Here is a 21,071-nt window from a genome sequence, read left to right on the forward strand (position 1 = left end):
GTACTGGTCTTCGACGCCGGAAAGATCGTCGAGGAGGGCCCGCCGGAACAGATTTTCGACTCCCCCACCCAGGACAGAACGCGCACCTTCCTCAAAGCGGTCCTCAAGCACTGATCGCCCTGTATGCCGCAACCGCAATCTACGGCTCCGGTCGCGGGCGGGTCATCTCGATATCATCCAGACCGCGAGAACCACCAAAGCCACCACGACAAGGAAAATCACCGTTGTTGTTTCGGCGGGATGCGCATTGATCCACTCGCTCATCGCACGATTCGACATTGACGACGTGCTGATCATGTGTGCGATTCCCTTCCGTCGAGTTGAATCAGTCAGGGGCAGAAGGGAAACTAGTCCGCGGCATGCCGTTGATCTCTTCCCCCTCCCTGGATTGCAGGCTTCCGCACTCATAGAGAATCTCACGCCATTGACCACCCCTAAGAGTGACACACCCGGACGGGGAGCACACCACGAGTGAGTTCTCGAAGTGACGCATTCTGCAATGGGCCGCCCTGCAAGGTCGTACGCTGCGGGCCCCGAGGCGATCTCGAGGAGGAAACACCCATGTCTCTCGCTCTCGCCACACCAGCACAACGAGCACGTGCAGACCACGTAGAGACCCGTACGATCGCAGGTTTCCTCGTGATCACCGGCGTCGTCATGGCCGGTCTGGCTGTTGTACTCGCGCTCGACGTCGGCGAACCCGTTCAGGACACGACCGGTGCGCAGCCATGGCTGCGCTGGCCGGCAACGATCATCGTGGGAGGCCTCGCCACGGTATTGCTGGGTGCAAGCTTGCGGTATCTTCTTGTTCGCTTACGCCCAGTCCCGACATTGGTGAACACACCGTTGCATGCGGTGGTGACGCGTCCGCCCGCGGCCAGACAAGGAGCCGGAGTCGAGGTGTTTCACATCGACGTCGCCCTGGACAACGACAGCGGCCGCTCGGTCGCATCGATTGCGGATGCCGTGTCGCCGAGCTCGATCGGCCAGTTTTCGGTCGGCTCTCGCTGGCAGGTCTACCCCCTCGCAGACGACGCCCGCTGGGTTGCATGGAGTGAGAGCCACCACGAGATCATCCGCTACGGATATCTGATCCACACGGGCACAAGCAAGAGCCGATCTCACCTGTTGGTCGACACACCCGGCCCGGGTTCGGACCTCGCGCACCGTGATGCGACCGATGTGAGGTGACATCGCCGGGCAGTATCGACTACCTGCGGGCGGCGAGAAACTCCGGTCTCGGTGCAGCACCGCAGTAGGGCGGCTCGAGCGCATTGTCGACGCTGTTGAAGACGACGAAGATGTTCGCACGAGGTACGGGCGAAATATTTCCTGCGGACGCGTGGAGGAGATTGCTGTCGAACAGTGTCATCGAACCGGCAGCGCCGGTGACGACCTCGATGCCGTGCTGATCGTACTGCTCGGAGATCATCTGCTCGTTCGGGACACCGACCCGGGGAATCTCGTCGACCAAGGATTCTTCGAAATACCGTGGCGGGGTGGCACCGACGCACTGTAGGAAGGTGCGGTGCGAGCCGGGCATGACCATCAAGGGCCCGTTGAAATGGTGGTTGTCGGTCAAGGCGATCGAGGCGCTGACAGCTCGCGGCGCCGGCATCCCGTCCTCGGCATGCCAGGTTTCGAAGTCGGCGTGCCAGTAAAAGGCCCCACCTCGAAAACCCGGCTTGTAGTTCAGGCGACTCTGGTGAACGTACACCTGCGATCCCAGAATCTCTGCTGCGATGCCGGCGGCCCCGGACTCCTCGATCGCGTCGGAGACCACCAAACTCAGATTCGCGATGTCGAAGATGGACCGCACTGCTGACGAACTTTTTTCGCGAACGATCCGCTCGTCACCGCGCAGCGCTGGTTCGTCACCGAGCCGCTTGACCTCGCTCAGACATCCCCGCACCTGGCGGTCGTCGAGCACTCGGTCGAGGTGTGTGAACCCGTTGGCCTCGAAGTCCGCATGCCGGGTGCGCATCTCCGGATCCCAGAGAACAGGGTCGGGGCGTTGATACGCAATCGGCGACGCAATCACCCGCGTGTGGTAACGGTCGGTGGTGACAACCATCAGTACAAACTCCCCTTCTCGCGTTGCTCGAATCCCGTCTCCGGCATCGGCGGACACCGACACACTGGGTGATGCCCAGGGTGCCAGACACCGGTCGGATATTCGATTCGCGCAATGCCTCATCGTTTATAACACTTGCCCGCGGTGGTTCTCAAAATGCTTGGACAACAGTGACTTTCTCTGCTAATGCAGAGTGTCTGTCGAGCTGGATCGGGACTCGACTACGCCGGAGGATCCGATCGAGTTGGATCGTCCAGGGCTCATGGAAGTGAGCCGGGAAGTCTGGTCGCCATGTAGGTCAATGCTGCCCGAACACCCCAAGAGAACGTGATGCCTCATCCCACCAGAGGTCGGACCTGTACCCGGCTAGCGTCAGGTAAACGACGGTGACGTCGACGATCCTGCTCAGGTCGGGCTACCGGGGCCCCGGTGACGAACGGCAAGTCCAGAGCGCCGCCCGAGCGCTTCACTCTACATGGCGTCTCTACCACGAACTGCGCACCTTCCCCACAGTGTTAGGGGCACCCACTCCGAACGAACGCCGGTGGTGATGATGCTCGGCGGCGCCTCGCCGTCGCCGGTACCCGTCGCGGCGCCGATGGAATACCAGCGCCGACGTCGTACCTCGACTCGACCACCGGGCATGAATACGATCCGGAACCGTCCGTATCGACCTGGTTCGCCAAAAATAACCGTGCATTGCGTCCCGACCCCGCGAAACCTCCGACGCTCGACAGACGGATGGGATAAGACCCGCGCGTCGCGATCGGTGACGGTGATCGTGGGGACCAAAGACCGTCTAGTGCCGCAGGGCAGTCGACAAATTCGTCGACTGTCGGTCCGACGTACACACGATCCCTATGATCGGAGTGGGCCGGTTCCGATTCTGGAAGCACCCGAACAGTTCGCCGACGCCCTCGACACCGCACCGCGCACCCACACACTCGAATGAAGCCCTACCGCAACCCCGCAGACATTGCACCGACAGCCGTCGTCAACCGAAAACCATCGACAAGGAGCAATTGCGTTGCGCAACACAATGCTCCAGATCCGCGAATCTTTCTGGTTCATCCCGGCCGTACTCGGCGTTCTGGCGATCCTGCTGGCACAGGGGTTGATTTCGCTTGACCACACGATCGAAGAACGACAGTTGCATACCTTCGGGTACTTCTTCTACGAGGTCGGTGTCAGTGGGAGCCGCAGCATCCTCGGTGCGATCGGCGGATCGATGCTCGCTGTCGCAGCAACATCGTTTTCCATCACGATTTCGGTCCTCGCCACCGCCAGTTCAACGTACGGGCCCCGCCTCGTACGGAACTTCATGTCCGATCGTGGAAATCAAGTCGTCCTCGGAGTTTTCAGCGCAACCTTTCTGTACTCGCTGACTGTCCTTCGCTCGATCCGTTCTCAGTCTTCGGACAATGTGGCGTTCGTTCCGGACATCGCAGTCAATGTTGCCGTCATCCTGGCAGTGATCTGTGTAGCCGTGCTGGTGTATTTCATCCACCACATCGCCGACTCCATTCAAGTGTCGACATTGTCAGCAAGAGTCCGATCCGAATTGGTTTCCTGCGTCGACGAGATGTATCCGGAGTTGCCTCCCGACAATGCCGTTGCGGTAGACCGTAGTGATCCGGCCTTGTCAGGCGATGATGTCATATCAGCAGACACCAGCGGGTTCATCGTCACGATCGACGAACCATCGATCCTCCGACACACTGTGCATCACAGTTGCACAGTGGAGATAACCACCGCCGGAGGTAGACATGTTCTAGTGGGCGACGAACTCGCGCGGGTCCGTTCGGGAGAGGCCAGCGCCGAACTGATCACCGCGGTCCGCAAATGCTTTTCCCTCAGCGACGCCCGCAATCCTCACCAAGACATCGATTTCGCCGTACAGCAACTGACCGAGATGGCTGTACGCGCACTGTCACCGAGCACCAACGATCCCTATACAGCGAAGAACGCGCTAGCAGAATTGGCCGTAGGCCTCGTTCCTCTGGTCCAGCGGAACGTCATTCCCGAAGGACGAGTCGACGAGCAAGGAAGCCTGCGACTCCTCGTCTATCGGACCGCGCCTACCGCGATAGTCGATACCGTGTTCGATGCGATGCGGACCTATGCCGTGCCGAATCCAATCGCTGTCACCGCAACAATCGATCTGGCTCGGCGGATCGGCACGGCCGCCCGGTATCAACGCACTCGGGACGCACTAATACGCCAACTGACGCTTCTCGACGACGCCTATTGCGCATCCGGAGCGTGCACGGTGGATATCGAAGCCTGCACAGCCGATATCCGCACAGCCCAAGGCGATATCGAATCCTCGGACAGTCGAAACAACGGCCGGACCGTCGAATCAGAGACCTGAGGACCCCGGAGCAAAAAGCACATGTGCCCGCAGGCACTCCGGAGGATCCCCCGGGCGGTGTGTCAGAGGTTCGAGTGCATGACGTAGTCGGTAGATCGTGCTCCCCCGCCACAGCCATGACCAACACCTGCCAGTGCAAAACAGCGACACCGAACAGCAGCGTGCCCGCCTATCTGCGGAAACGAACGTGGTTGACTGCCTCTGCCTTCTCAGTTGGGACTCGCACCGCGTTCACCACGTTCCGAAATTACCCAGCCACAGCGCGGAAACGATGTACAAAGCGACAGCCAACGGATAGAAGAAATTCACGACGACCCCATCCACTCGGGCGCAGCCAGTGCTCGGTCCGAACAACACCGCAACATCTCGCGTACCCGCACACAGGCGCGGTAAACTCGCTCGCAACCAGGTCCGACACACTGAACGAGCAAGCGAGACCCCGGCGCTGGCTGCAGAAATCCCGGGTCCTGTTCGATGCCCGGGTGGGCACTCACCTGTCCTGATCGATCACTGCCAAATCGTTGAAGTATTCGGCGAGATGATGCGTTCCGGTCTGTTCGCCGACGGAGTCACGTTGGAGGCCTTCGAGGAAGAATCTGGTCAACGACGACATACGCGGCCCCAATCGATCGGCAACCCAGAGCGTGGGGCGAACGACCCGCACAGGAACACGCACCGTCCGGGCATGCTTCCCCACTGCCGCAAACGCCAGGTCCACTATCTCGTGATAGCTGTACACCTCTGGGCCGCCGACATCCCATTGCCCGGATTCGTCGCCGAGATGATCGATACAGAACGCTGCAAGATCCGCCCCGTGAATCAGGTTCAATCGGTGCCCACCCTCACCCAACCCGAACGCGAAACCTCGCCGTGCCATGTCGACGAACTCGGAGGCGTCGGAAAAGTAGCCGGACGGATTGATGACTTGTGAAGCCACAGTGCTCCGTCTGAGCGATTCCACAAATGCGGCCTTCGACCGCATGAGCATCGAGGTGCCCTCGTGAGCATGCATCACATTGACGTACAGAAACGACGAAACGGCGCTGCGCTCCGCCAGAGCCAACAAACGCAGATTCGCACGGAAGTCGATGTCCCACGGATCTGCCCGCTGTCTGGTAACCCCCAACGCCGAGACCACTCGATCGACTCCGTCACACAGGCCGTCCATCTCACTACCGTTCCCGACATCTGCAACGACCCACTCGTCAACCAACCCGAGAAGAGAGGGTGCACCGAACTCACCGCGTTGTTCTGCCCGCTCACGCGAGCGCACCAGCCCCTTCACCCGATATCCGCGCCGGTGAAGCTCACTGACAAGGTAACGGCCCATATATCCCGTCGCTCCTGCGACCAGAACAGTCTGCATGTCGCACCCACTCCATTCTTGGACCAAGAAGTACAAGAATGGTAGCTTCACGCACCCCACACCGCAAAGCCGCTGCCGTGAACGACCGGAGTGCGGTGATTCCAACTCATCTCGGATAATCAAGACGACGACAACGGAGGATCTGATGGCACGTCCTGCTCGCCCCCCCGACCCCGCACGCACTCGTGCACTACTCGAGGCCGCCGGCACGGCATTCGCCACTCACGGTTACGAACGAGCCTCGCTCAACATGATCTTGACCCAGGCCCACTTCCCGAAGAGCTCCTTCTACCACTTCTTCGGAGACAAAGCAGGACTGCTCGAACGTGTGGTGGAGTCCGCGATCGAGGCGCTAACGATGTCAGTGACACCGCCGAACCTCGAACTGCTCGATGCCCCCACCTTTTGGCCGAAAATGCGTGAACTGGCAGAACAGTTGCTGGAAGCGGCGCGTTCCGAACCGCTCGCCCTGATCGCCGGGCGGCTATTTCACTGCACCGACACTCCCCACTCTTCGGCGATGGAGACCTTCCGCCTTTCAGCGACAGCGTGGCTCGAGCGAGCCCTCGAACGTGGACGAGAGTTGGAGCAGATCGACAGCGAAACACCCATCGACCTTCAACGGCAGATACTTGTTGCCGTCGTCATGGAAATTGACCGATGGGTGCTCGCCCACAGCTCCGATGCAAACCCTGCTACGGTCGCATTCCTCGTAGTCGAACGACTACTCGCACCGGCCTCTGGTCGACGATCGTGACCGCCGCAAGGGCTCCGTGACCATGACATCGACGTGGCCGAGCGCCGCCACCTGAACGGCCGGCGCGTCGAGAGGCCTCGCAGACGGCCCACGCGGCTGGAAATCCACAAGGCAGTAAAGCCGGTTCCTGGCCATACCGGCTGTCTCACCACTGACCGGCCAGTCCGGACCTCGACACTCCGATCTGGAATCCGATCACCGGGTCCGGGTCGGCACCGGCCGCCTGAAACGATGTCCCCTATGAGTCACGTCGGTTCATGGGTGCAAGCACAAATTGATCTCCGCGGGTATGGGAGTGTCAAGGAAGCCGCCCACGCCCTCGGTATATATCCATCGGTGTTGCGCCAGTGGATGTCGATTGTTCGACGGCCCTCACACGGCGTCGTGCGTCGTGCGGCCGACGCCTTCGACGTCCACATCCAAGAGGTCCTCGTCGCCGCCGACTACATGACCGAGGAGGAGTCAGGGCTCGTGGACGCAGTTCCCGCATCAGTGCGACACTTCACCATCGGGCAAATGCTCGAAGAAATCGGCCGCAGAACCGAGGGACGGTAGTCCACTACCCTCTCGGATAAGAACAACACAGCAGATGCAGCCGATTTCAGAAATCCAGGCGAAACTGCTGAGCAACAGAATGTTCCGAAGACAAACAGCACAGCCGGATCTTTGATCCAAGGTCACAGCACCTCCAGACCGACCTCGTTCGAGGTCCCGCTGGATCGGTCCACGAAATTCCAGATCGGCGAAGTAGATGAGACAGTCGAGGGTCACGGATACACCCGACCCCGGATTGGAATGACGCCAACGATGACCCTCACCGAACAGCTACACAACTGTCAGCATCTGCTGGAACGAGCACAACTGGCGGGCGACGCGGACGCCGTGCGCCGCTTCTCTGAGCATCGACGCACACTGGTCCAGCAAATAGCTGACGAAAGTTCGCACCCTCGACACAGTCAGGGCTCGTCTCTCGACTGAGATTCACGCGTACCGGCGGGCAGCGCACCAGAGCAGGTGCGCTGATGCCTACTGCAAAAAGAGGTATGCGCGTGACAGCGCTAGCGCACAGAAAGAAATCCGAAACGCCCGGTTTCTTACAGTGCCGTTCCATGTTGCCGCATTGCGGTTCTGACGACTGTGGCACCGCATGTCGCAGCAGACGAAGTCACCGGCGGCGAAATGGTAGTACGCCACGACAGTGATTACCCCCTCCGCCCGACCCTCAGCCATCCGCTGAAGTTGTGCCTCTGCGGCGCGCGAGAGCGATACATACACCGCGATCTTTCGGACTCGGACGGCGAACACGCGTGGGCGCACGCGTGATGTACGGCAGACTTTGGTCAACGCGATCTCCCCACGGAGGACGAAAGCGGCCCAACTCGGGCGACACACGATAACCGAAGGGAGAAAGGCCAGCAACAAGCGAGGGAGGCGTTCGACGAGCCAGAGCCAAACCAGCAGTTCGCACGCTCGAACTTTGGACACGAAGCGGTTGTCGGGCGGTGGAGTTGCTACTGCACTCGTCGCAACTCCGGCCGCCGCCCTCGGACTGCTCATCGTCCGTGGTCTTCTCGATACCCGGTGATCACACCAGGCGGTGACAAGCGAATCCGCAAGCAGGCTCACTCGCCATCGAGGCGGCGCTGCTGCACGTCCTGATGATCTCGACACGCAGAGCATCGAACTTCTTCGGGAGGATCGGCGTGCTCGCGACCGTCGCTGCAGCGTTGGGGCCGTTCGTCACCACTGCCACCCTGGCGTCGAAAATCGGCAGCACGGCAATTTACTTTGCCGTCGGCACTGCGATCGTCTCGTTACTGAGCGGTGTCGCTGCGACTGCACGGACATTCGTTCAGACCCAGCAACGAAGGGTAGTGCTCGGACGAGCGATATGTAAAGCTTGCGCTCAGGAAGTGCCAGCGTGCACAACTGAGTCTGCGGCCTTCTCGTGATGTCGAAGGAGCATAAATGTATGCGGTGATTCCCGAGGAGCAGCGTCGGACATTGGCGGAACTCGACGAGAAGCTCAATTTCTCTGTGGGGGAACGAGATTCGAAGCGATCCGCCTTCTGGGTGATGCTGACCCTGTCTGCAGTGATCGCCGTGGCCGGTGTCGTGGGCGATTCCACGGCAACCGTCATCGGAGCGATGATCGTCGCTCCCTTGTCGACGCCAATTCTCGGGGTCGGCCTGGGTATCACCACAGGCCGAGGCGCTTTGGTCGGGCGGAGCCTGGTCTATGTCGTCGGTGGTATCTGCCTCGTCGTCGTCTTGGGTGTCGCGTTCGCTCAGGTATTGCCGAATCCCTCCAACGTGCTGACCAATTCCCAAGTGCTTGGGCGTACTTCGCCGACGTTGATGGACTTGACGGCGGCACTTGCGACCGGCCTCGTTGGCGCAATTGCAATTGCACGCAGGGATGTCGGCGACGTACTTCCCGGTGTCGCCATTGCAATTTCGCTTGTCCCCCCGTTGGCGGTGGTAGGTGTCTGTCTCGGCTCGGGGTCACCGAGTTTGGCGGTGGGCGCGTTTGTACTGTTCGCATCGAACGTGGTTGCCATGATCATCACTGCGACAGGCGTATTCGTCGCGGCTGGGTACGCGCGCGACGCCGGGATCTTGAAAACGTCGCGGCGGCGGGCATACCTCGTGCTTGCCGCTCTGTTGATCGTCGTCGCGATTCCGATGGTCGGCAACTCCCTGTCGTCATTGTGGGCGAGGCAGATCGGGAGCGCGGCGCAACAGTGGCTCGCAGACACTCCGGGAGCCGAGGTCACCGACGTCACCTGGCAGGGCAGCACCGCCACCATCGACGTGCTCGGCCCGGAAACCCTTCCCCCACTGGATGAACTGGAGGCATCGATCGACGCCCTGATTCCGTGGAACCCGGACGTGCAGATCGTCCATACCGTCGGGACGAGGATCGCAGCGGGGTAACTGTGATCACTTCAACCACTTTCCATCTTCACTGAAACACATTACCGCACAACACAACAACATCGCTGCGCATCACTTGAGCCTCACCGCGATACAGCGCAAAATGCGAAGATGAGCAGCACAACGAAGAGTGCCGTGAGCGCACGTGTGCCAAGTCACAGCGCGCTGCAAAGCACCAGCGGTAGCATTGACAAACGCTCATAGTCACTTCACCGGCCGCGGAATTCGTGATTTCGTCCCATTACTGGCCGAACGCGCCGTCAACGATACCCTCGCCGCATTAACGGCGGCACAACACCCCGCACCTAGCAGATATGGTCACACAGTTCTGACATACCAGAGTAACTCACCGGACTTCAGTTACTCCAGCACCCTGCAGTGTCACTGGTACACCCGAGGGACTCTGATGTGACGAGGCTTTCGAGTGCATCGCCAACAATGTTGGAGCTCGGAGCGCGACCGGCCGGTAGTCCACGGACACTAAAGAACTGTGACTTTCGCCTGATTTGTGGCGTGGTTTTCGATTCCAGGGTTGGCATGGTTTGACGTTTTCCATCCTTGGACCTGGGCGGATATGCGCCTCAACGCTGGTTGCTTGCTCGCTGCTACTGCCGTGATATTGCAACCTTCGAGATGAGTGCAGGGTCGATGAGGTGGGTGTGGTCGTCGTCGCCGACGTCGATCTGTACGACGTCGATGCGGCCGTTGAACTTGCTGGCGCCGGCGTAATCGGAGCTGACGGGCATGCCGTAGTCGTCGCCGATGTCGGTGGTTTCGTCTGCAGAGAAGATCATCGGTTGGGTTTGCTCTACGCGGCCCCTTCCTGCTTCGGTTCCATCGTAGAACAGGGTCACGTCGCCGCCTTTGGCGAGTCCACCTCCGTCGTACGCGAATTCGGCGCGGATCTGATGACTGCCGTCGGCGAGTGCCTTCGTTGCGGTGGTGGTGAATTCGGTCATTCCGAGCAGGTTGTACACGAACCTGGCGTATCCGTCCTTCACGTAGAGTGCCCATCCCCCGAATCGGCCGCCTTGGGCGATGATCACTCCGTTTGTGGCGCCCTTTTTGGCTGTGTCGACGGCGGCGGTCACGCTGAAGGAGCGGTTCTTGATGTCCAGGACGCTGTGCTCGCTGAGTCGTTTCATTCCGGGGAAGAGGACCTGAGTGGTGCCTTTGATCAGTTGGGGCCGGCCCGCGATAGTCGCATTGAGCCGCTCGAATCTGCGATCATCGATGGGTAGAACGTTGTATTTCACCGCCTCGATCAGCCATAGGCGTTGTAGTGCCGCAAGCCGCTCCGGTTGCTCTTTCGACAGGTCACGGGCCTGGGACCAGTCGTTAGTGCCGTCGTAGAGTTCCCAGACGTCGTCATCGAGGGCGGGTAGTTCCTCGTTAGGGAGCCAAGGTGTGCTGTGCCGGGTGACTGCGCTCCACCCCTTGTAGTAGATGCCGCGGTTGCCGGCCATCTCGAAGTATTGAAGGTCGTGGCGTTCGGGTGCCTCGGCCGACTCGAAGGTGTAGTTCATGCTGGCGCCCTCGATGGGTGACTGTTGGACGCCGTTGACGAATGTAGGTTCGGGTATCCCCGCGGCTTCGAGGATGGTGGGCGCTACATCGATGACGTGGGTGAATTGAGAACGAGTCTCACCTTTACTGGTGATCCCGGCGGGCCAGTGCACGATGGTCCCGTTGCGGGTACCACCCCAGTGCGAGGCGACCTGTTTGGTCCATCGGAACGGCGTGCACATCGCCCATGCCCAGCCCACCGAGTAGTGGTTGTAGGAGTCGACGCCTCCGAGTTTGTCTTTGACTTCGGCCATGAATTCCGGGGTTTCGATGGCGGCTAGCCCGTTGAAATTCGCCATCTCGTTGAACGCGCCGTTGACTGTGCCTTCTGCGGAGGCACCGTTGTCGCCGATGATGTAATAGATCAACGTGTTATCCAGGGCACCAATGGATTCCACAGCATCGATGACCCGGCCGACATGAAAATCGGTATGCTCGAGGAATCCTGCATAAATCTCCATCTGCCGTTCCAGGACAGGTTTGAGGTCATCGCTCATCTCTTCCCAGGACGGAATCGCTTCCGGTCGTGGTGTCAGTTCGGCGTCGGCGGGTACCACGCCGAGTTCCTTCTGCCGTGCGATGATTGCCTCGCGTTGTGCATCCCAACCGCCGGCGAACCTGCCCGCATATTTGTCGGCCCATTCCTGCGGGACATGGTGCGGTGCATGCGTGGCGCCGGGCGCAAAATAGACGAAGAACGGCTTCTGCGGGGCCAATGCTTTCTGAGTGCGAACCCAATCGATCGCCCGGTCCGCGAGATCTTCGGTCAGGTGGTAGCCCTCTTCTGGAGTCTTGTCCGGTTCGATCGGACTGACCCCGCCGTAGAGAGCGGGGTAGTACTGATTGTTCTCGCCTCCGATGAATCCGTAGAAGTGCTCGAAACCTCCGCCGCCGGTCGGCCAGGCATCGAACGGGCCAACTGGTGATGTCTGCCAGGGCGGAACCTCGTGACATTTGCCGAACTGGGCCGTGGAATATCCGTTGAGTTTCAACGTCATCGGTAATGCCGCTTTGGTGTTCGGTCGCATTCCGGATGATCCGGGAGCTGCCGTCGCGGTCTCGGTGATCATGCCCATCCCGACCGAATGATGATTGCGCCCACTGAGAAGAGCGGCCCTGGTCGGTGCGCACAGCGCCGTGGTGTGGAAACGGTTGTAGGTGAGGCCACCACTTTGCAGTCGCTCCGCAGTCGGGGTGTCCGCGGGCCCCCCGAACGCACTGCTGGCCCCGTAACCCACATCGTCGAGCAATATCACCAGAACGTTCGGGGCATCCTCAGGTGGCTGCAGGGGTTCGATCGGGGGGAAGGTGGTGTCGAGATCCTTAGCGTCGTAGGTCACCAACCCCAAATATTGGCGATCGGCGATGGGTAGTGAATCTCGACGTGCACCCGATTGGTCTGTCATGTCCGAATCCTCATTCTGCTCGATCAAACAGTGGGAAGGTGCTCGCGGCTACGTATGCAGGGGCGCATCGGATCCGCGCCCGTGCAGGTGGCTTCACTGGGATCTGATCTGATCAGATCGAGTCGGCCGTATCAGGCCGCCACGTCGCAACTGCCCAGATCACAACGCCATCGAAGGCGGTGATCACGAATCGACCACAGGGAGATTGGCTGGGCCCGGTCATGGCATCCCCTTGTCGTCACCAAAATATCGGTGTGAACAGTATTGAAAGATTCAGGCCGAGGGACATCACCCCGAAAGGATGAGACTCACCATCCCTGCGGAACCGCCTCGGTGGCGCGGCCGAGGCCGCCGAGCTGTGAGTCAGTTGAAGAAATTTCGGGAGCCATCGCACCGCCCGCAGAAATTCCGGACGTGATGGCACCCAATTGCCCCCGGCGTGGGGTCACTCAGCTTTTGTGCGCGGTTGGCGACAATAGTTTCCGCTATCGCACCGTCGTGAGCAGAGTGGAAGATTTGATGAAACCCTTATTGGACACCGGTCTTCGCCGGGCGTGGGCTCGCCTTGTCGTTCTATTTGCCGCGATAGCGACTGTTCTCAGTTTCGGGCTTGGGTCCGCAAGTGCCAGTCCGGAGGAGATCGGATCGACCTCGGAAGATGGGGTTTCCATCGGATGGGGTCTCCCGCAGCCGCTGCAACAGCGCTCAGCTACAACCGAGGATCCGCCCGTGACGTTCGGGTCCAAGGTATTGGCGGACGGTGAGCAGACTTTGATCCATATCAACCGGCCGGATGCCCCTCACGCGTTCCGTTTCCCCGTGCAGGTACCTGAGGGCGGAAAACTCGAGGGCACGGGCGATGGGACCGTTTCTCTCAACGTGGACCGGATGCCGCATGGCGGGTTCACCGTTCCGTGGGCGAAGGACGCGAACGGTCAATCAGTGCCGACCTATCTGCAGGTGGAAGGCAGTGATCTTGTGCAGATCGTCGAATTCGACGAGAACACCGTCTTTCCGATCGTTGCCGACCCTCGTTTCGACTGGGGAATCGTGTCGGGCCATGCGTATTTCAAGGAAGAAACACGCATGATGGCTGCTGCCGGTGCCGGCGGAATCGCTGCGCTACCGTGGATCGCACTGATCCCGCCGCCGTTCCAGGAAGTGGTTTTGGCCAATGTCGTGAACATCTCGGCGTGGGCGATCTCGGCACAGGCAACGGGCGAGTGCTTGGCGCTCAAGTTCGGCGCCCCCGGTACATTGTGGCCGCCTGTGATCGGCGAGCATCACACCGGATCTGACTGTACTGAGAGGCGTCATGAAGTTCAATCTCGTGGTGGCCGTGATTCTTTCGATTGCCTGCGTGATGATCGTCGGTCAACACACCACAGCCCTGTCGGATGAGTTCAGTTGGCGGTTGATGCTATTGGTTCTGTGTCTGATCGCTGCAGTGGCGATCTTTGGGTGGAGAAGTCGGGTCCGTCACCACGAACCAGCAGTGTTCGTCGCCGTCACGTACCTGTCGTTAGGAACTGTGGTCGCAGTGTCGGAAGCTGCTAGCGGGGATTACACCAGGGTGATCATCATTGCAGTGACTGCACCGATTATTCCCGGATTCATCGTCGGTGATCCTCGTACTCGCCGATGGGTCAATCGGATCGCCGGATATTCATCCGACTCACCGAAGATCGGTCATGAGTGAGAACACACTCTCACCCTGAAATTGAAAAGACTATGGCTCGTTCCGGTTTCGACCGGAACGAGCCATAGTTGGTTCGGGACCTACCCCAGCTGCACCGCTGATCTACCGGCATCTGAGGTTGACCTCCGGCCGAACCATCACCGTCAGCATCTCTCTCAGTGGTTGCTCGGCCACACGGCGGTGTGCGGGGCCGGTTTGGGGGTGTGGTTGGTGGGGGTGGGTGCGAGGTGGTGGAGTCCGGGGAGGCTGTCGGCGGTCAGCGCGAGTCGGGTGCGCCAGGCTTTGTGTTTGAACGCCCAGATCCAGTGCCCGGTCATCCAGATTGCGAGGCCGGCAGCGGGGATGGCGTAGGCGGCGGGTGAACTGCCGGTGAAGACGTTGCGGAGTAGTCCTCGAAGATTGCGATTGCGCCTGCGATGATCGATCCGAATCCCCCGATCAAGAGTGCTGCTACGGCGATGATCGCGGCGATAGCTATGCGGTTGTCCTCCTTTCTCATGGGTGATTCGTGTTGTCGGCGAGGGTGCCGTTCGGATCCGACAGGGCGTGCAGTGTCGACGTGTCAGAACAGGGCGTTTTGCGCGTCGTGGGCTGCTGTGTCGGTGCGTTTCTCGTAGGCTGCGGCGAGGGTTTGCGCTGTTGCCTGGCTGCATCCCATTTCGGGGTTGGTAGGTGGCCGTCGTCTACTCGGCGTTGACGCAGTGTGCGGCGTCGTTGTGCATGCGAGGGCAGGAGTAGTCACCGCACCCGCAACTGAGTCCGGCGTAGTGGATGGTTGCCACGCTGTAACCGTCGCTCATCGGTGACCTTTCGTTCGCGGCAGGGGGCCAAACCCGTGCCCCGCCAATTTTTTTCGCCTTCTGGCATAGGAGAGTTGAACCGACATTAGGGGCCGGAGTGCAACTGGTGAACGAAAGGGTCTTTCTGCGAGCCTGCGAGTGCGGGTTGAAAAAGTCTTTCGAGCCGAAGGCCGGAGCGAAGCGGAGTCATCGGTTGCGCGCAGGTCACCGCCGGTCAAAATCGGAAGCCCAGAAGGAGAATCTCAATAGGCTTTGTCAAGCACGGCCGCAGGGCCGTTCCGTGCTTGGAGCAGCAAGCTCCGCGGCGCGAAGCGCCGAACATCTCGGTCGACAACTGAAACCTCAAGAGATGATCAGCACCCCAAACAGCTGCATGACTTCAACCCCGAGTGCACTCTCCCCTTACGGACGGGTAGAGTCTCGTCCGTTGGTAACCCGATGAAGCCCGCCACACATGCGGGCCGCGACAAGGCGCCGAAGAGGCGCGATTGTCTGTCCTGGTAGGCATCTCACTGTGCCGAAGAACTCACTTACTGCATCGGCGTCACCGCGCCACGCGAACGGAGCCGTGATGGCCGCACAACATTTAGACGACACTGCCCCGAATGAAGGCTCAGTACGCGCAGCCTTGCGCTCACCCCGGCGATTGAAAACCGAGATCCTCGCCGGCGCAGTCGTCGCTCTGGCTCTGATCCCGGAGGCGATCTCGTTCTCGATCATCGCCGGCGTCGATCCACGCGTCGGATTGTTCGCCTCCTTCACGATGGCGGTCACCATCGCCGTCGTCGGTGGCCGCCCTGCCATGATCTCCGCCGCTACCGGCGCGATCGCCCTGGTCGTCGCGCCCCTCTCGCGTGACTACGGTCTCGACTACCTGATCGCCGCGGTCCTGCTGGCCGGAGTTCTGCAAATTGTCTTGAGCGTGCTCGGGGTCGCGAAACTGATGCGGTTCATCCCACGCAGCGTGATGGTCGGCTTCGTCAACGCACTCGCAATCTTGATCTTCACCGCTCAACTGCCGCACCTGAGCGACGTGCCCGACCTCGTCTACCCCATGGTCGCGGTGGGACTGCTGATCATGGTGTTCCTCCCCAAGCTCACCACCGCAGTTCCCGCGCCCTTGGTTGCGATCGTGCTGCTCACCGCCGCAACCGTGATCTTCGCGTTGAACGTTCCGAACGTCGGCGACGAAGGTGAACTCCCCTCCAACCTGCCGTCGTGGCTGATCCCCGATGTTCCGTTCACCCTGGACACACTCACGATCATCGCGCCATACGCGTTAGCGATGGCCCTCGTCGGACTCCTCGAATCCTTGATGACCGCGAAACTCGTCGACGACATCACCGATTCGCATTCCGACAAGACCCGCGAAGGCTGGGGTCAGGGAATCGCCAACATCGTCACCGGGTTCTTCGGCGGCATGGGCGGCTGCGCGATGATCGGGCAGACCATGATCAACGTCAAGGTCTCCGGAGCACGTACCCGCATTTCCACCTTCCTCGCCGGTGTATTCCTGCTGATCCTCGTAGTCGGCCTCGGCGACGTCGTCGCACTTATCCCGATGGCGGCCCTCGTCGCGGTGATGATCATGGTCTCGGTCGGCACCATGGACTGGCACTCCATCAACCCGAAAACCTTGCGCCGCATGCCCAAGAGCGAAACGATCGTCATGATCGCCACCGTCGCAGTCACCGTCGCCACCCACAACCTCGCCTACGGCGTCATCGTCGGTGTCGTCACCGCAATGGTGCTCTTCGCTCGCCGCGTCGCACACCTGACCGAGGTCGTCGACATCGCCCACCCGGATGAGACCACCCGCGTGTACGCCGTCCGCGGAGAACTGTTCTTCGCTTCGAGCAACGATCTGATCTACCAATTCGACTACGTCGGTGACCCGGAAAACATCATCATCGACCTGTCCGACTCACACATCTGGGATGCCTCGACCGTCGCCACGCTCGATGCGATCACCACCAAATACGCTGCCAAAGGTAAGAATGTGGACATCATCGGTCTCAACGCCGCCTCGTCGGAGCGGCATGTACGCCTGAGCGGACAAATGGGCGCAGGTCACTGACCTCATCGCCGGAGAAACGAAAGAGGGATCGATGAGTCAGGACAGCACGGAGCAGATCGAGATGTCGACAGACCGGCACATGCAGATCGGTGAAGTCGCCGAACGCACCGAGCTGTCCATCAAAACCATCCGCCACTACGACGACGTCGGCCTCGTGGCGCCCTCGGAACGCAGCGCAGGCGGCTTCCGTCTCTACACCGAGGCCGATGTCCAACGACTCTTGGTGATTCGCCGGATGAAACCTCTCGGATTCACCCTCGACGAGATGCGTCAACTCCTCGAATCCCTCGAAGTCCTCGAATCCGGCGCACAAGGCGAGACCACAACCGCTGCGCAGGAGTTCCTCACCGAATGCCACACCCGCGCTGAGGAAAGCTGCGTCAAACTACGCAAACAAATCGTCTACGCCGAAGAATTGACCGCCCTCCTTGCTGCGCACACCTCGAGTCGGTAGGTCGCAGCCTTCGTTCAGGTAGCTGGTGCGATCTCGGGACTCTGCTGATAGATAGCCCCGTCACGCAACATTGCCCACAGCACATTCAACCGGCGTCTGGCGAGAGCGAGAACCGCCTGCGTATGACGTTTCCCCGCGGCTCGTCTGCGATTGAGGAAGACCTGGGACTGGGCGCTGTGCCGGATACTGAGCTGCGCTGACATATAGAAGGCGCGCAATAATCAGCGGTCGTATCGGCGCGGACGGCGCAGATTTCCACTGATCCGGCCCGAATCAGGCGGCACTGGAGCTAGATCTAAAACTGATGGAGGTTGTTGACAGTTGGGTCTTCCGATGAGAGGAAGACTTCCATGTCACCACGAGAGCTCGAACGTCGGGCAAAACACAAACTTGCAGTGCTGCGTCACGTCGAGGAAGTCAGTGGCAGTGTCGCCGCCACCTGTCGCTACTACGGCATCAGCCGGCAGTGCTACTACGTGTGGCGGCGACGGTTCGACGAAGAGGGGTTCGAGGGTCTGAACGATCGGTCGAGTGTGCCGCACCATCAGCCCACCAAAACCGATCCGGAGGGGACCAGAGAAGATCCTCTGGCTTCGCCAGCAGTATCATTTCGGGCCGCAGAGGATCTCGATGTACCTCGCCCGCTACCACGACGTCACCATCAGCCCGTCCGGTGTCTGGCGCATTCTTCACAAGCTCGGCCTCAACCGGCTGCCGGCATCTTGGGCGCTACAAACGCACGCAGACCCGGTGGAGCGCTGCGAGAAACAACGCCCCGGCCACCAATTGCAGGTGGACGTGAAATTCATTGAGCCACTTGGTCAAACAGGAAAGAAGAAGCGTTACTACCTTCTGCACCGCAATCGATGACTGCACTCGATTGCGGGTTTTGCAGGCGTACCCGCGCAACGATCAGAAGATCGCGATTCAGTTCATCGACCACGTCCTCTCGAAGCTGCCGTTCCAGGTCGAGAAGGTCCAAACGGACAACGGTCAGGAATTCGGCTCGGCGTTCCACTGGCATCTGCTCGACATGGGTATCGGGCACGTCAGGATCCGACCTCGGACCCCACGCCTGAACGGCAAAGTCGAGCGCTCGCATCGCATCGATTCCGACGAGTTCTACCGACTGCTCGAAGGTGAAGTCATCGACGATGCGAACCTTTTCGCCGAGCGACTCCAACAATGGGAAGACCACTGCAACTACGATCGACCCCACGGCGCCCTCTCGGGCCAAACACCCTACGAACGCCTCAAGCAAAAAGCACGAGACCCGCTGTCATAAGTCTCTTTCAGTTGCACAGCTAGACCAGACATGGCAGCCAATTTGTCGGCGCTTCCGAACGCAGACACATCACCACCAATCGCGGCCAGGAATTCGGCACCGAGCACCGGCTCGAAACCCGGCATTGATTCAATTACTTCCGCATGCCGGTGCCGACGAAACCGCTCTTCGATCGAGGAATCCAACTCCCTCAGCTCAATATTCAAACTCAGAACGTGGTGCGCCAGCCTAGCGACCGTCGATGCTGCTACATCTTGCCCAGCCACCCGCACCAACTGGCAATTAGCAGCTTCGATCGCAGTACCAGCAAGACGAGAGGCGTTGTATGCCTTCCTCTTCCGCAACCACATCTCCAAATTCGTCCGACCAAATTTCGGGTCTGTCTAGAAAACGGTGTAATTGGTTGGTTTCTAACTACTTTCGTCCGGCAGACAGCCGTCCGTCGAACGTGATCTCGAAAGCATTCAGTGCTGCCTTCCATCGGTTGGACCAGCGTTGGCGGGCGGTGCCTTTGGGATCGAGGCTCATGATGGCCAAATACACGCATTTCAAGGCCGCGGCCTCGGTCGGAAAGTGTCCACGGGCCTTGACAGCCCTGCGGATTCGAGCGTTGACACTCTCGATGGCGTTAGTCGTGTAAATGACCTGCCGTATGGCATTGTCGAATTGCAGGAACGGCACGAACTCAGCCCAGGCGTTGGTCCAGAGCCTGATGATCGCGGGATAACGTTTCTCCCATTTGTCACTGAACTCTGCGAATCGGTCGAGCGCGGCCTGCTCCGACGGCGCCGTGTAGACGGGTTTGAGGTCCTTGGCGATCTCGGACCAGTCCTTGCGGGAAGCATAGGCGTAGGTGTTACGGAGAAGATGGACCACACAAGTCTGCACGATGGTCTGTGGCCACACTTGCTCGATCGAATCGGGTAGATGCTTGAGACCGTCGCACACGACGATCAGAACATCCTGCACACCACGGTTTTTCAGCTCAGACAACACCCGAAGCCAGTACTTCGCGCCCTCCCCGTCGCCGTGCTCACCGACCCACAATCCGAGGATGTCGCGGGTGCCGTCGACAGTCACCCCCATCGCGACGTAGATCGGCCGGCTAGCGACGTTGCCCTCGCGAATCTTGACGTGGATGCAGTCGATGAACAACACCGGGTACACAGGATCCAACGGCCGGTTCTGCCACTCGGCCATGCCTTCCATCACCCGCTCGGTGATCGTCGAGATCGTCTGCTTGGACACCTCGGCTCTGTACACCTCAGCCAGGTGTGCAGCGATCTCACCAGTCGTCAACCCCTTGGCCGACAACGAGATCACCATGTCCTCCACGCCTGAGAGCCGACGCTGCCGCTTGGCCACGATCTTCGGCTCGAAGGAGGAATCCCGGTCACGGGGCACCTCGAGTTCGACCGGGCCGGCCTCGGTCAACAGGTTCTTGGCTCGTCTGCCGTTGCGGGAGTTGCCGCTGCCCCTCCCTGCCGGGTCACTCTTGCCGTATCCGAGGTGGTCGTCCATCTCGCCTTCGAGCGCGGACCCCACGACTAGCTTGGTCAGCTTCGACAGCAATCCACCATCTCCCGTCAACTGCAGCCCTTCGGCTCGCGCCTGCTCGACCAGCTCTTTGAGCCGCGCATCGCTGATACCCGGCTGAGCCGAGTTCGTCTCTGTCTCACGATCAATCACATCAGTCATAGTGGCGTATCTCCCTTCAGAGTTACACCGTTGTTCTTACAGTCCCGATCAGTACGAGCTTCTTCTGTGCCTGTGTCTGTGCCTGTGCCAATTGTTTTCGGAGCCAGTCGAACTGATCTTCGGGAACGGCGCCGTCGGCACCGGCGACGGCGTTGCAGGTGTCGAGTCCGAATGCTCGAACATGTGGAGTCATGTCGGTCGACCACCAGGTTTCGCCCGAATCCAGGTTATGCTGGGTGAAGAACTGTTGTACTCCCGCGAGTACACCAGCGAAGCTGAGCGGCGCACCGCCGTCGAGGTGTGGAATGTTCACTGCAAATACCATCGACCGCATTCAGCACGCGGAGGACGACCGCCCGCCGCTTACCGCCGGCACCGCGTCACCAACGTCCGTTCCTCATACACCTTTTTGGCGAATCGCTACAGGTGGCCGACGGTCGAACGGACAATCGCAAACGAACCAAAAGCGCAGACATCAATTGTAGTACAGTTACCGTATCGAAATACGGAGGCGTTCGAACGTCACGATCCGCAAGATCGCGACGGGACCGCCCAACTCGACTACGCGGGAATTTTGGCAA

Annotated in this window: 21 protein-coding genes and 2 pseudogenes; 12 read left to right on the forward strand and 11 right to left on the reverse strand. The window is 60.1% G+C overall.

Features of this window, described 5'->3' with window-relative positions; translation table 11 throughout:
* Window positions 1-561: 561 nt before the first annotated feature.
* Window positions 562-1,191: a hypothetical protein gene (locus tag R4P65_RS31950; RefSeq protein ID WP_317829534.1), complete on the forward strand. Its 630-nt coding sequence runs from the start codon at window positions 562-564 to the stop codon at window positions 1,189-1,191.
* A 19-nt stretch (window positions 1,192-1,210) separates the two neighbouring features.
* On the opposite strand, the gene R4P65_RS31955 is transcribed toward R4P65_RS31950, so the two are convergent.
* Entirely contained in the window at window positions 1,211-2,074 is an 864-nt protein-coding gene (locus tag R4P65_RS31955) for a phytanoyl-CoA dioxygenase family protein (RefSeq protein WP_317829535.1), read from the reverse strand.
* Window positions 2,075-3,101: 1,027 nt separating this feature from the next.
* Between R4P65_RS31955 and R4P65_RS31960 the strand changes: the two genes are divergently transcribed.
* Window positions 3,102-4,445, forward strand: coding sequence for a DUF2254 domain-containing protein (locus R4P65_RS31960; protein WP_317829536.1), 1,344 nt, complete (start codon window positions 3,102-3,104; stop codon window positions 4,443-4,445).
* 490 nt (window positions 4,446-4,935) lie between these two features.
* On the opposite strand, the gene R4P65_RS31965 is transcribed toward R4P65_RS31960, so the two are convergent.
* The gene (locus R4P65_RS31965; RefSeq protein ID WP_317829537.1) at window positions 4,936-5,811 is read right to left on the reverse strand and encodes an SDR family oxidoreductase; all 876 of its coding nucleotides are present in this window, start codon (window positions 5,809-5,811) and stop codon (window positions 4,936-4,938) included.
* Between the two features lie 145 nt (window positions 5,812-5,956).
* On the opposite strand from R4P65_RS31965, the gene R4P65_RS31970 reads away from it, so the two are divergent.
* Both R4P65_RS31970 and R4P65_RS31975 read left to right on the forward strand, forming a co-directional pair.
* A complete protein-coding gene (locus R4P65_RS31970) occupies window positions 5,957-6,568 on the forward strand; it encodes a TetR/AcrR family transcriptional regulator (RefSeq protein ID WP_317829538.1) in 612 nt (203 codons plus the stop codon).
* A 240-nt stretch (window positions 6,569-6,808) separates the two neighbouring features.
* The gene (locus R4P65_RS31975) at window positions 6,809-7,123 is read left to right on the forward strand and encodes a helix-turn-helix transcriptional regulator (protein WP_317829539.1); all 315 of its coding nucleotides are present in this window, start codon (window positions 6,809-6,811) and stop codon (window positions 7,121-7,123) included.
* A gap of 1,030 nt (window positions 7,124-8,153) precedes the next feature.
* On the opposite strand, the gene R4P65_RS31980 is transcribed toward R4P65_RS31975, so the two are convergent.
* Entirely contained in the window at window positions 8,154-8,345 is a 192-nt protein-coding gene (locus R4P65_RS31980) for a hypothetical protein (RefSeq protein WP_317829540.1), read from the reverse strand.
* A gap of 191 nt (window positions 8,346-8,536) precedes the next feature.
* Between R4P65_RS31980 and R4P65_RS31985 the strand changes: the two genes are divergently transcribed.
* The gene (locus R4P65_RS31985) at window positions 8,537-9,505 is read left to right on the forward strand and encodes a TIGR00341 family protein (protein WP_317829541.1); all 969 of its coding nucleotides are present in this window, start codon (window positions 8,537-8,539) and stop codon (window positions 9,503-9,505) included.
* Window positions 9,506-9,650: 145 nt separating this feature from the next.
* Window positions 9,651-9,917: a three-helix bundle dimerization domain-containing protein gene (locus R4P65_RS33320; protein WP_411742616.1), complete on the forward strand. Its 267-nt coding sequence runs from the start codon at window positions 9,651-9,653 to the stop codon at window positions 9,915-9,917.
* Window positions 9,918-10,110: 193 nt separating this feature from the next.
* On the opposite strand, the gene R4P65_RS31990 is transcribed toward R4P65_RS33320, so the two are convergent.
* Together R4P65_RS31990 and R4P65_RS31995 are read right to left on the reverse strand one after the other, a co-directional pair.
* Complete coding sequence (locus R4P65_RS31990) at window positions 10,111-12,477, reverse strand: arylsulfatase (protein WP_317829542.1); 2,367 nt, start codon at window positions 12,475-12,477, stop codon at window positions 10,111-10,113.
* Between the two features lie 308 nt (window positions 12,478-12,785).
* Window positions 12,786-12,926: a hypothetical protein gene (locus tag R4P65_RS31995; RefSeq protein ID WP_317829543.1), complete on the reverse strand. Its 141-nt coding sequence runs from the start codon at window positions 12,924-12,926 to the stop codon at window positions 12,786-12,788.
* Window positions 12,927-12,996: 70 nt separating this feature from the next.
* Here R4P65_RS31995 and R4P65_RS32000 point away from each other — a divergent pair, with 70 nt between their 5' ends.
* Entirely contained in the window at window positions 12,997-13,878 is an 882-nt protein-coding gene (locus tag R4P65_RS32000; RefSeq protein WP_317829544.1) for a hypothetical protein, read from the forward strand.
* 453 nt (window positions 13,879-14,331) lie between these two features.
* On the opposite strand, the gene R4P65_RS32005 is transcribed toward R4P65_RS32000, so the two are convergent.
* Window positions 14,332-14,493, reverse strand: a complete 162-nt coding sequence (locus R4P65_RS32005) for a hypothetical protein (protein WP_317829545.1) — start codon at window positions 14,491-14,493, stop codon at window positions 14,332-14,334.
* Window positions 14,490-14,675, reverse strand: a complete 186-nt coding sequence (locus tag R4P65_RS32010; protein WP_317829546.1) for a hypothetical protein — start codon at window positions 14,673-14,675, stop codon at window positions 14,490-14,492. Before R4P65_RS32010 ends, R4P65_RS32005 begins: the two co-directional genes overlap by 4 nt.
* An 872-nt stretch (window positions 14,676-15,547) precedes the next feature.
* On the opposite strand from R4P65_RS32010, the gene R4P65_RS32015 reads away from it, so the two are divergent.
* Together R4P65_RS32015 and R4P65_RS32020 are read left to right on the forward strand one after the other, a co-directional pair.
* Window positions 15,548-17,053, forward strand: a complete 1,506-nt coding sequence (locus R4P65_RS32015; RefSeq protein ID WP_317829547.1) for a SulP family inorganic anion transporter — start codon at window positions 15,548-15,550, stop codon at window positions 17,051-17,053.
* A 31-nt stretch (window positions 17,054-17,084) separates the two neighbouring features.
* Window positions 17,085-17,507 (forward strand): MerR family transcriptional regulator, encoded by a 423-nt coding sequence (locus R4P65_RS32020; protein WP_317829548.1) that lies wholly within the window; start codon window positions 17,085-17,087, stop codon window positions 17,505-17,507.
* A gap of 14 nt (window positions 17,508-17,521) precedes the next feature.
* Here the strand turns inward: R4P65_RS32020 and R4P65_RS32025 are convergent.
* Window positions 17,522-17,809 (reverse strand): annotated as a pseudogene (locus R4P65_RS32025) (transposase); the annotation flags it as partial.
* Between the two features lie 48 nt (window positions 17,810-17,857).
* Between R4P65_RS32025 and R4P65_RS32030 the strand changes: the two are divergent.
* From R4P65_RS32030 to R4P65_RS32040, 3 genes and pseudogenes are all read left to right on the forward strand, one after another.
* Window positions 17,858-18,067: pseudogene (locus tag R4P65_RS32030) on the forward strand (helix-turn-helix domain-containing protein); the annotation flags it as partial.
* A 70-nt stretch (window positions 18,068-18,137) separates the two neighbouring features.
* Window positions 18,138-18,377, forward strand: coding sequence for a hypothetical protein (locus tag R4P65_RS32035; protein WP_317829552.1), 240 nt, complete (start codon window positions 18,138-18,140; stop codon window positions 18,375-18,377).
* Window positions 18,378-18,387: 10 nt separating this feature from the next.
* Window positions 18,388-18,792: an integrase core domain-containing protein gene (locus R4P65_RS32040; protein WP_317829549.1), complete on the forward strand. Its 405-nt coding sequence runs from the start codon at window positions 18,388-18,390 to the stop codon at window positions 18,790-18,792.
* Here R4P65_RS32040 and R4P65_RS32045 read toward each other — a convergent pair.
* The 3 genes from R4P65_RS32045 to R4P65_RS32055 form a co-directional block, all read right to left on the reverse strand.
* Window positions 18,750-19,142 carry a transposase gene (locus tag R4P65_RS32045; RefSeq protein WP_411742617.1) on the reverse strand — a complete coding sequence of 131 codons (393 nt, stop codon included), beginning with the start codon at window positions 19,140-19,142 and terminating at the stop codon, window positions 18,750-18,752. The genes R4P65_RS32040 and R4P65_RS32045 overlap by 43 nt on opposite strands.
* Window positions 19,143-19,206: 64 nt before the next feature.
* Window positions 19,207-20,490, reverse strand: coding sequence for an IS256 family transposase (locus tag R4P65_RS32050; RefSeq protein ID WP_317829550.1), 1,284 nt, complete (start codon window positions 20,488-20,490; stop codon window positions 19,207-19,209).
* 22 nt (window positions 20,491-20,512) lie between these two features.
* A complete protein-coding gene (locus R4P65_RS32055) occupies window positions 20,513-20,803 on the reverse strand; it encodes a hypothetical protein (protein WP_317829551.1) in 291 nt (96 codons plus the stop codon).
* Between the last annotated feature and the right edge of the window lie 268 nt (window positions 20,804-21,071).

The sequence above is a fragment of the Rhodococcus sp. IEGM 1318 genome (assembly GCF_033142465.1).
GTDB classification, from domain to species: domain Bacteria; phylum Actinomycetota; class Actinomycetes; order Mycobacteriales; family Mycobacteriaceae; genus Rhodococcus_F; species Rhodococcus_F qingshengii_B.

Excerpts from the sequence above, each read along its gene's own strand:
- R4P65_RS32000 (WP_317829544.1), top strand. The coding sequence starts at position 12,997 with ATGAAACCCTTATTGGACACCGGTCTTCGCCGGGCGTGGGCTCGCCTT.
- R4P65_RS31970 (WP_317829538.1), top strand. The coding sequence starts at position 5,957 with ATGGCACGTCCTGCTCGCCCCCCCGACCCCGCACGCACTCGTGCACTA.
- R4P65_RS32005 (WP_317829545.1), bottom strand. The coding sequence starts at position 14,493 with ATGACCGGGCACTGGATCTGGGCGTTCAAACACAAAGCCTGGCGCACC.
- R4P65_RS32050 (WP_317829550.1), bottom strand. The coding sequence starts at position 20,490 with ATGACTGATGTGATTGATCGTGAGACAGAGACGAACTCGGCTCAGCCG.
- R4P65_RS32020 (WP_317829548.1), top strand. The coding sequence starts at position 17,085 with ATGAGTCAGGACAGCACGGAGCAGATCGAGATGTCGACAGACCGGCAC.
- R4P65_RS31985 (WP_317829541.1), top strand. The coding sequence starts at position 8,537 with ATGTATGCGGTGATTCCCGAGGAGCAGCGTCGGACATTGGCGGAACTC.
- R4P65_RS32045 (WP_411742617.1), bottom strand. The coding sequence starts at position 19,142 with ATGTGGTTGCGGAAGAGGAAGGCATACAACGCCTCTCGTCTTGCTGGT.
- R4P65_RS31950 (WP_317829534.1), top strand. The coding sequence starts at position 562 with ATGTCTCTCGCTCTCGCCACACCAGCACAACGAGCACGTGCAGACCAC.
- R4P65_RS32015 (WP_317829547.1), top strand. The coding sequence starts at position 15,548 with ATGGCCGCACAACATTTAGACGACACTGCCCCGAATGAAGGCTCAGTA.
- R4P65_RS31965 (WP_317829537.1), bottom strand. The coding sequence starts at position 5,811 with ATGCAGACTGTTCTGGTCGCAGGAGCGACGGGATATATGGGCCGTTAC.
- R4P65_RS32035 (WP_317829552.1), top strand. The coding sequence starts at position 18,138 with ATGTACCTCGCCCGCTACCACGACGTCACCATCAGCCCGTCCGGTGTC.
- R4P65_RS31990 (WP_317829542.1), bottom strand. The coding sequence starts at position 12,477 with ATGACAGACCAATCGGGTGCACGTCGAGATTCACTACCCATCGCCGAT.
- R4P65_RS32010 (WP_317829546.1), bottom strand. The coding sequence starts at position 14,675 with ATGAGAAAGGAGGACAACCGCATAGCTATCGCCGCGATCATCGCCGTA.
- R4P65_RS31955 (WP_317829535.1), bottom strand. The coding sequence starts at position 2,074 with ATGGTTGTCACCACCGACCGTTACCACACGCGGGTGATTGCGTCGCCG.
- R4P65_RS31975 (WP_317829539.1), top strand. The coding sequence starts at position 6,809 with ATGAGTCACGTCGGTTCATGGGTGCAAGCACAAATTGATCTCCGCGGG.